The sequence below is a fragment of the Streptomyces celluloflavus genome (assembly GCA_000720995.1).
GTDB classification, from domain to species: domain Bacteria; phylum Actinomycetota; class Actinomycetes; order Streptomycetales; family Streptomycetaceae; genus Streptomyces; species Streptomyces celluloflavus.
The window spans coordinates 191,392-202,380 of sequence record JOEL01000020.1 but is presented as its reverse complement, the minus strand read 5'-3'; the positions used below and the strand labels follow the sequence as shown (position 1 = coordinate 202,380).

Genomic DNA, 10,989 nt, shown 5'->3' with positions numbered 1-10,989 from the left:
CCTGCCGATCAGCCGGGAGGTGGTCTGAGGTACGGCGCGGGTGCGGCTGGTGGCGGGGGCGGGCGGGGGGGGGGGGCGGTAGTACGAGGAGGGGCGGTGCCGTACGAGGAGGGGCGGTGCCGTTGTGGTGCCGCTCTTTCTTGGGTGGGGGTACGGGGCTGGTTCGCGGGGCGGTAGTGGGGGCTATCCCCGCATACGCGGGGACCACATCGTCCATGCCACCAACCGCATGGAGGAAGCGGGACCATCCCCGCATGCGCGGGGACCACAAAGCCCCGCAGTATCCGTCCTCCCCCATCTGGGGACCATCCCCGCATGCGCGGGGACCACCGCCCGCGCCGATACGACGTCAGCAGCTCGAAGGGACCATCCCCGCACGCGCGGGGACCACAAGGCGCGACCTGCGACTTTACCGTGGACCTGTGCGATTTTTGAGCACTTTCACAGAGTCCGGCCAATCAGACGTAGCAGGCATATGGAAGCCCTCCGACGCTCGCCTCCACCATCGATCGCAGCTCAAGCCCTATTGGCTGATGCCAAGGCTCCATCCGTCACATCGCGGGCTTCTTCAGCCAGTCCGCCTCGACGGTCCAGAAGATGGAACTTGCGCCGAGCCTTTCCCGTGCGAAGTCCGTGAATCGTTCCCGGGTATAGAGGTGGCCCGGGTTCTTGGGGTCCTCATACTTGAGGGTGGGTTCCTGGACCGCCATGGCGACGACCGGGAGTTGCTTCTTGTACTTCTCGATGAACTGGTAGGACTTCTGCGTCGGGTAATACCTGTCCGGCAGGATGTCCGGCCCCCCGATCCCGATCTTCTTCTCCGCAGCGAGCTTGACGATCTCCTCCATGCGCTTCTCGTCCGCGCACTGGGTCCCGTCTTCCGCACAACGGGCTTCCTCGTCCTTGTCCATCGGCCAGAAATTGGCGTACTGGATGAACTGGGTGTCGCCGTTGTTCCGGCTGAAGACTTTCTTCCCGTACAGCATGTTGGCGCGTTCGGCCTCGAAGTACTTCTCGGCGGTATAGCCGGTGCGCTTCTGCTCCTCCTCAGGCACCTGGGCCGAGGTCTCCGGAAGATTCACTCCGGCCAGCTTCCCCGCGAACTGATCCGCCATGGCTTTCAGCAGATTCTGAAAGCTCTTCCGCACATCGCGCTTCCACTGCGCTGCCATAGCTCCCTTGGCGTGGGGATCGGAGCCCGGATGGTCATCGGCCGTCTCCACCACCCCACCGTTCTTCTTCACGTAATCGGGAAGCTTGGCCTGCTCGGGGGTCGTCTCGAAGAAGCGGTCCTGCACCTGGACGTACAGCTTCTTGTGGCGGTCTCCGAGGTAGCGGAGCGCGGCATCGATCCGCCCCCACTGGTACTTACCCTTCTCCTTCTCCATCGCGCCCCACGGCACCACCACCTGCACACTGGCGATGTCACGACGGTCGATCATCTTCCGCACGTCCGGATTGCTACCGTTCATCGCGTCTTCGAGGTCACCGATCGACATATACAGACCGTCGGCGAAATCGCCGGACGTCCGGGCCGGCGGCCTTGGCGCCTCGGCAGCAATAGCGGGTACTGATATCTGCACCCCTATCACAGCCATGAGAACACCCGCTCCTACCGCGGATCGCCTGACACTGTTCTTCATGAAAATCTCCCCTTTCCGGGAAACGTAGTACGACACCAGAAGTAATGCAGACCTCTCAAAACAACCTGACAGACCTCCGGCCCGACTCCCCGCGGCGAGAAACTGCGGCCTCCAAGCTTGCGGAACCCGGCACAGCCGCAGCATCACGCGCCCCCGCCCTCAACCAGCAGAGGTCATTACGGGTGCACTACCAAACCAACAGAGACCAAATCCCGCTAACGAATCGAGGTCAACTCAGGCCAAAATCTGAGAAGTTGCGCCAAAAGGCCAGTCCCGACTGTAAAGCTTGATCCTAAGAACTAAATAAGAACGCCCCCGGAACAGGCCATGACCGCACCGAAGTTGACGGCACAACAGGCGTGAACTCCCCCGATGGCTATAGAACGCCACACATCCCGTGATCACCGAGTCCCTGCCCGTCGCACCATCTCACTATCGCTTTCATAGCCTGTCCGAACCCGACCCAGCGCCGCGCCGTCCCATTGCTTCGACGCAGTCACGTGATGCCCGTTTCGTAATCACGTGTGGTCGAGGAGTGCGAGCGGCCACCGGGAAGTCGCGGGCGCGCGGAGGCGCCGACGGCGATGTTGATGACGCCGCCCCGCCTCACGGCACCACCGTCAGCGCTCGCTCACCGCACAGCTCTCCCCACCTGCGCACTTCGCCACCGGGAAGGGGAGCGATACGTAAACTCGCCCGCAGTGCAGTGAACTACCGCTGGCGGAGGGCCCGTTCCATGACGACGTACGTTTTGATCCATGCCGCGGCTGTCGATTCGTGGTACTGGGGGCCGCTGGCTGCCGAACTGCGCGACCGAGGCCACGAGGTGGTCGCACCGGATCTGCCATGCGATGACGAGTCGGCCGGGCTCGCGGAGTACACGGACACGGTGGTCGAGGCGATCAGCGAACGCACCGGACTCATCGTCGTCGCCCACTCGTTCGGCGGCTTCACCGGTCCGCTGGTGTGCGACCGGGTCCCAGTGGATCTGCTGGTGATGCTCCAGGCTCAGATACCGGTGCCGGGAGAGTCACCGGGCCAGTGGTGGGACAACACCGGCTATGGCCCGGCACGACAGCAGGCCGACCGTCGCCGGGGCGTGGCGGAGGGCGCGGATGAAGGCGCGCTTTCCCTTGTGCTGCACGACACTCCGGCCGATCTGGCCGCCGAGTTCATGGCCGAGCACCAGCGGACCCAGGCGCCGACCCCGTTCGGCAAGCCGTGGCCGCTGGGCACCTGGCCGAAGGTGCCAACCAGGTTCCTCATGTCGTCCGACGACCGCTTCTTCCCTTCCGAGTTCATGCGGAGGACGGTCACCGAACGTCTTGGCTTCCAGCCGGACGAGATGCCAGGCGAACACTGCCCCATGCTCGGCCACCCCAAGGAGTTGGCCGACCGTCTGGAGGCATACCGCGCTGCACTGTGATCGGTCTCCCCTTGGCCGGGCACCATCACAAGGTGAGGCACAGGCCGTGCCGACGCGGCGTACCGCATGCCGGCGTACAGCGAGGAGATCACCGCGATACCGCCGACGAACGCCCAGGGCGTGCACCACGGGCGAATGACGCGAGGGTGGGCGCGGGTACCCACGCCCACCCTCGTACCGCACAGGAACGCCCTCGCCCCGGTGTCCCCTCACACCCCGGAACTCAGCCGCCGACGGCCCCGTCCGGTTCCTCCAGAGTCCGGTCGACGATGGCCCGGTGGTGGCGCACGACCTCGCCGATCATGAAGTTAAGGAGACGTCCAGGCGTACGGCGAATTCCCTCCGTACCTGCGCAAAATATTGGACACGCACCGCACCAGTGAGGACGCCCGCCTTCGCTAGCAGGCAGGCCACTTCGTGCGCTGGGCCTTCTCGCAGAAGATCGCCCGCGATCTCACCTTCCCGGCCGAGCGAGGGAACGGCCCCTCCCAGCCGATGGACGATGAAGCCCGCTGGGCCACCACCCACCACCTGCTGCACAACAACACCCTCAAAAGCCCGAAGACCGCCTCGCCGGCCTGCTGTTGCTCCTCTACGTCCAGTGACCCGCTGCGATCTTCCGGCTCACCGTCGACCACATCGAGGAGACAGACAGAGCAGTCCGCAACCGCCTCGACGCCGTGCCGGTCGAGCTTCCCGCGCCCGTCGCCGAACTGGCCCTCCACCAAGTCGTGATTCGCCGCAGCCATGCCGTCCTCGCCCGGACGGACTCGCCCTGGCTTTTTCCCGGTGGCCGGCCCAGCCGACCGATCAGCGCCTGGGCCATGGGCCAGCGACTCCGCAAACTCGGCATCCGCCTCGCGGAAGCCCGCTCGACCGCGCTGTTCCAGCTCACCACCGAACTGCCCGCCGCGGTCCTCGCCCGCACCCTCGGCATCGACATCACCATCGCCGTCAAATGGCAGCGAGCCGCAGCCGGCGACTGGGGCGCCTACGCTGCCGAAATCAGCCGCCGGACGAGGGCGTCGTGACGCCTGGACCTGCGGAGCAACCGGGCTCGCTCATCGAGTGCAACTGGGCGAACTCATCGGCGAGCACGCCCATCATGACGAGATCGTGGTGTCGGCCGGCAAGGAACACATGATCGCGGAGGCGACCCTCCTCGACGAAACCCAGCCGACGGTGAAGCGTCAGCGATGCCTCGTTGTGGGCGAAGACCCGCGCTTCGCACTTGTGATAGCGCCGCTCGGCGAACATGAAACGCAGCAGCATCACCGCAGCTTCTGCCGCATAGCCTTTGCGCCGATGATCAGCGCCGATCGTGACGCCGTACTCGAACCAGCCCGCAAGCGGGTCAGCCTGGTGTGAGCCGACAGCACCCACTATTTCTCCCGTGTCGACGGCTTCGATCGCCAACCCGAAGCAGTCCCCATAGGACTTGGCGGCGCCCTGTTCCTTCGCCCAGGCACGGAAGCTCTCGGCGGAACGAGGCGGGGTCAGCACGTCTCCCATCCGCTCCTCGTCCACGGCGAAGCGCATAAACGCGGTCCAGTCGTCAGGCTCGATACCACGCAGGCGTATCCGCCTGCCGCTCCAGAAGGACGTCATCCCCTATTCGATCACGCCGCAGCGCATGAAGTACAGAGCCTCCACCATCGTCGGGGCGGCCTGTGACCTGGCACTTCAAGGTCGCCGAACGCTCACTTCGGGGCAGTCGGATTTCACTTGGGAAACCTCTTGAACCAGAAGCATTCAGACAATTCCGATACCCGGCTCCACCCTTACACCCGACCCCCGCCATACGACAGAGACGGCCGGACGGCCGGACGGTCTACAGGAGATGTTCGAGCGCGCGATGCACGTTCTTGACGTCAAGAACCTCTGGGGAAGTTGATCTCCCCAATATCTGCCAAATGATCAGCTGGAGGCCGGTCGAGACTATTCGGGCAGCCCCTCGCCACTGGTCACAGTCCGGTCGGCGATGGCCCGGTGGTGGCGCACGACCTCATCAATAATGAAATTGAGGAACTTCTCGGCGAAGGCCGGGTCCAGCCGGGCGTCCTCGGCCAGGGTGCGCAGCCGCGCGATCTGTGCCGCCTCGCGGGCCGGGTCGGCGGGCGGCAGGCTGTGCCGGGCCTTGAGTTCACCGACCTGCTGGGTGCACTTGAAGCGCTCGGCGAGCAGATGGACCAGGGCGGCGTCGAGGTTGTCGATGCTGCCGCGCAGGTAGCGCAGCCGCTCACGGGCCGCCGCGTCGGCGATGGCGGCCGCGTCGCCGGTCGCCGGTGCTGTCCCTTCGCTCATATACCTCTCGCCATTCATCTTCATGGTCGGGTGCTGCATGATCGGCTGCACCCTACCCGGCCACCGGCGGCGGCCCCTGTCCGGTCTCACGGATCGGACCCGATACACCCGGGCGAGGCGCGGACCTCACCCGGACGCCGCCAGTACCTCCCGTACGCCCGGCTGCGAGAGCGTCAGGCGTCCGCGCCCGCACGCTCGTGGTACGTACGGCGGGTGTGCTCGGTGTGGGCCCGCATGACGGAGGTGGCGCGTGCCTCGTCGCGGTCGGCGATCGCCGAGATCAGCTCGCGGTGTTCGATCCACGACTGCTTACCGCGCTGCCGGGCCACCGGTGTGTAGTACCAGCGCACCCGCCGCCCGACCTGCGCCGCCAGTTCCGCGAGCACCGCGTTGCCGGCCAGTTCCATCACCTTGGCGTGGAATGCGGCGTTGGTCGCCACCACGGCGTCCACCTGGTCGTCCTGCACGGCCTGCTCGCCCTCGTCGCACAGCCGCTCCAGCTCCGCGATCCCGGCCGAGCCGGTGTTCGCCGCGGCGAGCCGGGCCGCCTCGGCCTCCAGCAGCGTACGGACCGTCAGCAGTTGGTCCGCCTCCTCCTCCGTGGGCTCGTGCACAAAGGCGCCCTGCGCCGGGCGCAGATCGACCCAGCCGTCGGTGTTGAGCCGCTGGAGCGCCTCGCGGACCGGTTGCCGGGAGACCCCGAGATGGCCCGCGAGCTCGCTCTCGACCAGGTGCTGGCCGGGCCGCAGCGCACGGGTGGTGATCAGTTCGAGCAACGTCTCGTAGACGCGCTCGCGCAGCGGACCGGGCCGTTCGAGCTTCGGCACGGCGCCCTGCGGTAGCCCGGTGGAAAGCATCGAAGTCCCCTCTGTTGTGGACACGTGGACGGATCTGTTGTGGACGCGCGGACGGACACATGCGGGGCACGTGGACGAATGCGCCTACGGGGTGGGGCTGCTGTGCGGACGGATGTGGAGCTGTCGGAGCCCACGCACCCTGCAGACAGGGAGGCACGGGCGCCGCGGGCGCGGCACGGACAAGGCGACGGTTGGATACGGGGCCACGGATACGAGGTCATGGATACGGGTGGATGCGGATGGCACGGAGGCCACGGAGCTCATCAGCATGATTGGTTATCGTCTACAGTCTACCGACTGTCTTCGCATCGCGCAGCGCTGCCGGTGACGCCCACCGCCGTACCCCACCGCCACACCCCGGCGATCCACCTCACGAATGCGCCACAGGCCGGACCGCGACGGCGTCAACTCCTGTGAGAATCTGCCCCATCGGGCCGCCGGACCACCAGATGCCGGAACCCCGGCACCGCCGGAGCGGGCCAAGGGACGGACCGTATGCGTACGGACAGCATTCCGGCCGGAGCGGCCGGTGTCACCATCGCGGGTGGCGAGGTCGCCGTCGTGGGCGGCAGCGTCGCCGGGTGTGCTGCGGCACTCGCCGCGCATCGTGCCGGCGCGGGCCGGATCACCGTCTTCGAGCGGGCCGCCGACCGCCTCGCGGACCGCGGGGTCGGCCTCGCCGTACACAACGCCCGGTACGCCGAGCTGGCGGCAGCCGGCTATCTGGACGCCGCGATGCCCTGGGTGCAGCTGACCACCCGCCGCTGGTACGTCCGCGACGGCACGGCACCCCTGGGGCGCCAGATCGGCGTCCAGCCCTTTCCGTTCCGGTCGTACTGCTGGGGGCCGCTCTGGCGCGAACTGCGCGACCGGCTCCCCGCCTCGGTCGACTTCCGCCCAGGGGTGACGGTCCACGAGGTCACCGACACCGCGGACGGCGCCATCCTGCGACTCGGCGGCGACACCCGTACGGACCCCGGCCCGGGAGGAGAAAAAGCTACGGAGACGGGGACCGGCCGGGGCACGGGGTCGACGGAAGCCGGGTCGGGAACAACCGGGGCCGGGACGGGCACCGGCCGTCGCGAGCGCTTCGACCTGGTCATCGGTGCCGACGGTTACCGCTCGGTGGTCCGTGGCGCCGCGTTCCCCGGCGTACGGCCCGGTTACGCCGGCTATCTGGCCTGGCGCGGCGCCCTCCCCGCCGACCGGCTGGCGGCCCTCGATCCCGCCGGTCTGCCATCAGCCCCCTGGGCGGAGGAGGACTGTATCTACGGCGTCTTCCCCGGCGGGCACGTCATCATCTACCGCATCCCGGACGGCCGTGGCGGCCACCGCGTCAACTGGGCCCTCTACAGCGCCCCGCCCCCGGGACTCGCGCTACGGCTGGACGCGCCCACCAGCCTGCCGCCCGGCACCCTCACCGACACATTGCTGGCCCGCCTGACACAACTCGCCGAGGAGCAGCTTCCGCCCTTTTGGGGCAAATTACTCCTCCTCACCCCGCCGCAGGAGGTCTTCATCCAGCCGATGTACGACTTCACGGCGCCGCGCTACTCGGCCGGGCGGCTGGTGCTCGCGGGCGACGCGGCCACCGTGGCCCGTCCGCACACCGGCGCCGGCGCGGTCAAGGCGCTGCAGGACGCCGCCGCCCTGGAGACCGCGCTGCGCGCCGCACCGGAGCGACCCGGCGCGCTGGACGCGTACGGCACCGAACGCGGCGCGACCGGTCGGGCGATGGTCGCGCTGGGGCGGCGGCTCGGGCGGGCCCTCGTTCAGGACGCCCCCGACTGGCGGACGCTGGACCAGGCCGGGCTGGAGGCGGTCTGGGCCGCGGCCCTCGGCTCGGGCACGTTCGGCGGTCGCGAACTCAGGGGCTGAAAAGGCGCAGGCTCGGCGCTCTCCACGGTCGAGGCGACCTGACCTCGGGTGCGGACCCGGACCGCCCTTGACCTTGACCAATGGAATACCGTAGACAATATTCGTTGGGCGCCTACCAGACGCCGGCTGCGGCTTCCCCCCATATGGCAGGAGAATGAAACGGTCAGCTGGGCACGGCCACCTCGCCGTAACGACGACCGTCGCCGTACGGCAACCGCCAACCGACAGCCGACAACCCGCGACCCCCGGGCGCCAACCCCTCGCACCGCTCGCCACGCCCACTCACCGAACCCCGAGGCCGGGGCCGTTTCCGTCGCCCACACATCAATCGCTCACACATCAATCGCTCACTCATCACGGCCGACGCATCACCTCCGATACATCGCATCCACCGCTTAGAGCATGTACATCACGTACATCACCTATATCGCCTCCACCACACACAAACCGGAACTGAGCACAGCCGGTGAGGACGGGACTGATCAGACATGGGACGGGTCACCGAGCGACGCCGCGTCATCCGCATCCGCGACGGTGCCGTGAGCACCCGCCCGGACACCCTCGTCGCCGAGGAGCCGCTGGAGATACGCCTCGGCGGCAAGCCGCTGGCGATCACCATGCGTACGCCCGGCGACGATTTCGCGCTGGCCGCGGGCTTCCTCGTCAGTGAGGGCGTGCTGGGGAGCGCCGACGAGCTGGCGAACATCGTCTACTGCGCGGGCGCCACCGAGGACGGGTCGAACACCTACAACGTCGTCGACGTCCGGCTCGCGCCCGGTGTCCCGGTGCCCGACATCACCCTGGAACGCAACGTCTACACGACCTCCTCCTGCGGACTGTGCGGCAAGGCCAGCCTGGACGCGGTGCGCACCACCGCCCGCTGGAGCCTGGACACCGCCGCCGATGCCATGCCCTCCATCGAACCGGAGACGCTGGCCGCCCTCCCCGACCGGCTCCGGGCCGCCCAGCGCGTCTTCGACCGGACCGGGGGCCTGCACGCCGCCGGGCTGTTCACCACCGACGGTGAGCTGCTCGACCTCCGCGAGGACGTGGGCCGGCACAACGCGGTGGACAAGATCGTCGGACGGGCGCTGCAACAGGGTCTGCTGCCGCTGTCCTCCTGTGTCCTGATGGTCTCCGGCCGGGCCTCCTTCGAGCTGGCGCAGAAGGCCGTGATGGCGGGCATCCCCGTCCTCGCCGCGGTCTCCGCGCCCTCCGCGCTCGCCGTCGACCTGGCCACCGAGGCCGGTCTGACCCTGGTCGGCTTCCTCCGCGGCACCTCCATGAACGTGTACGCGGGTGACCACCGCCTCGCCCTGCGCGCAGCGGTCACCACAAGCTGAGGCCGCCGCGAGCCGAGGCCGTCGCGAGCCGAGGCCGTCCGCCACACGGGCCCGCGGACCAGCCGGTGAGATACGCCCTCCTGGAACTGCTTCCGGATCGGACGCCGCGCTGCCGTGGGAAGGGCCGACGGCTGACGACTGACGGCTGACGGCTGACGGCTGACAACCGGCAACCGGCAACCGGCCCGACAACTGACTGCCGACAGCGACGGCAACGACTGACGGCTGCTCAACAGCGCGTACACCCCGCCCCCAGCGCTACCCCCGCGGACCGCTCACCGCCACCGCAGCCGCGGAACGGGTCCCTTCACCGCCCGCGGCCCCACCCCCACCTCCGGTATCCGCCTTCATCCGCACACCCGCATCCACATCTGACGCGCCAGCATCTGAACCCGCATCCGCATCCGCCTGTGCCGCATACCGCTTCGACAGCACCGCGCAGACCATCAACTGCATCTGGTGGAACAGCATCAGCGGCAGTACCGCGAGTCCGGCCTGCGCGCCGAACAGCACGCTGGCCATCGGGAGTCCGGCCGCCAGGCTCTTCTTCGAACCGGCGAAGGTGATCGCGATCCGGTCCCCGCGGCTGAAGCCGAGCTTCTTCGAACCGTACGAAGTACAGGTCAGCATCGCCGCCAGCAGTACGGCCTCCACCCCCACCAGGCACAGCAGGCGCAGCGGCGAGATCTGGTGCCAGATGCCCTGGACCATGCCGGTGCTGAACGCGCTGTAGACGACGAGCAGGATCGAGCCGCGGTCCACATAGCCGAGGACCTTCTTGTTGCGGGTGAGGAAGCCGCCGATCCAGCGTCGCAGCAGCTGCCCGGCCAGGAACGGCAGCAGGAGCTGGCACACGATCGAGACCAGCGAATCGGACGAGAAACCGCTCCCGTCGCCGTCCAGGACCAGGGCCGCCAGCAGCGGGGTGATGACGATGCCGACGATGCTGGAGAACGAGCCCGCGCAGATCGCCGCCGCGACATTGCCGCGGGCGATGGATGTGAAGGCGATCGAGGACTGCACGGTGGACGGCACCAGGCAGAGGAACAGCAGCCCGGTGTAGAGGGCGGGCGGCAGGACATAGGGGACCAGCCCGCGGGCAGCCAGGCCGAGCAGCGGGAAGGCCACGAATGTGCAGGCCAGCACAGTGAGATGGAGGCGCCAGTGACGCAGTCCGTCCATCGCCTCACGGGTGGAGAGCCGGGCACCGTAGAGGAAGAAGAGCAGCGCGACGGCCCCCGTGGAGGCGCCGTCCGCGACGGTGGCGGCGGGTCCGCGGGCGGGCAGCAGTGCGGCGAGTCCGACGGTGCCTACCAGCGCCAGGATGTAGCCGTCCACGGGGAGCCAGGAGGGCAGGGGGATCAAAGGGCGGCGCATGGTCTCTCTTCGGGTCGTTCTTCGGGTCGTTCGGCTCAGGTCGGCCGGCGGCTCACGGACGGCGGCAAGGACCTTGCCCACTCCGGGGCGTGGACGGTGCCCTCTCCAGACTGCCGTCCCGCACGGAAATCGGGAACCCCTCTGACCATGGTCACTGCCAT

At 68.1% G+C, this 10,989-nt stretch carries 10 protein-coding genes; 4 read left to right on the top strand and 6 right to left on the bottom strand.

The features are described 5' to 3' along the window. Positions 1-551: 551 nt before the first annotated feature. On the bottom strand, positions 552-1,679 hold the full coding sequence (locus IH09_RS20415) for a hypothetical protein (RefSeq protein WP_318279497.1): 1,128 nt from the start codon (positions 1,677-1,679) through the stop codon (positions 552-554). Positions 1,680-2,349: 670 nt separating this feature from the next. Here IH09_RS20415 and IH09_RS20410 point away from each other — a divergent pair. After that, positions 2,350-3,069 carry an alpha/beta fold hydrolase gene (locus IH09_RS20410; protein WP_318279496.1) on the top strand — a complete coding sequence of 240 codons (720 nt, stop codon included), beginning with the start codon at positions 2,350-2,352 and terminating at the stop codon, positions 3,067-3,069. A 398-nt stretch (positions 3,070-3,467) separates the two neighbouring features. Here IH09_RS20410 and IH09_RS20405 read toward each other — a convergent pair whose 3' ends face one another. Next, on the bottom strand, positions 3,468-3,818 hold the full coding sequence (locus IH09_RS20405; RefSeq protein ID WP_110952444.1) for a hypothetical protein: 351 nt from the start codon (positions 3,816-3,818) through the stop codon (positions 3,468-3,470). Positions 3,819-3,893: 75 nt separating this feature from the next. Here IH09_RS20405 and IH09_RS20400 point away from each other — a divergent pair, with 75 nt between their 5' ends. Further along, complete coding sequence (locus IH09_RS20400) at positions 3,894-4,100, top strand: hypothetical protein (protein ID WP_110952443.1); 207 nt, start codon at positions 3,894-3,896, stop codon at positions 4,098-4,100. Here IH09_RS20400 and IH09_RS20395 read toward each other — a convergent pair. The 3 genes from IH09_RS20395 to IH09_RS20385 form a co-directional block, all read right to left on the bottom strand. After that, positions 4,075-4,677 (bottom strand): GNAT family N-acetyltransferase, encoded by a 603-nt coding sequence (locus tag IH09_RS20395; protein ID WP_052858365.1) that lies wholly within the window; start codon positions 4,675-4,677, stop codon positions 4,075-4,077. The genes IH09_RS20400 and IH09_RS20395 overlap by 26 nt on opposite strands. Positions 4,678-5,007: 330 nt before the next feature. Then, positions 5,008-5,373 carry a chorismate mutase gene (locus IH09_RS20390; RefSeq protein WP_052858363.1) on the bottom strand — a complete coding sequence of 122 codons (366 nt, stop codon included), beginning with the start codon at positions 5,371-5,373 and terminating at the stop codon, positions 5,008-5,010. 173 nt (positions 5,374-5,546) lie between these two features. Next, the gene (locus IH09_RS20385; RefSeq protein WP_052858360.1) at positions 5,547-6,230 is read right to left on the bottom strand and encodes a GntR family transcriptional regulator; all 684 of its coding nucleotides are present in this window, start codon (positions 6,228-6,230) and stop codon (positions 5,547-5,549) included. A 495-nt stretch (positions 6,231-6,725) separates the two neighbouring features. On the opposite strand from IH09_RS20385, the gene IH09_RS20380 reads away from it, so the two are divergent. Beyond that, complete coding sequence (locus tag IH09_RS20380; protein WP_052858358.1) at positions 6,726-8,108, top strand: FAD-dependent monooxygenase; 1,383 nt, start codon at positions 6,726-6,728, stop codon at positions 8,106-8,108. 488 nt (positions 8,109-8,596) lie between these two features. Continuing rightward, entirely contained in the window at positions 8,597-9,451 is an 855-nt protein-coding gene (gene fdhD, locus IH09_RS20375; protein WP_052858356.1) for a formate dehydrogenase accessory sulfurtransferase FdhD, read from the top strand. Positions 9,452-9,709: 258 nt separating this feature from the next. On the opposite strand, the gene IH09_RS20370 is transcribed toward fdhD, so the two are convergent. Continuing rightward, positions 9,710-10,828, bottom strand: coding sequence for a bile acid:sodium symporter family protein (locus IH09_RS20370; RefSeq protein ID WP_110952442.1), 1,119 nt, complete (start codon positions 10,826-10,828; stop codon positions 9,710-9,712). Between the last annotated feature and the right edge of the window lie 161 nt (positions 10,829-10,989).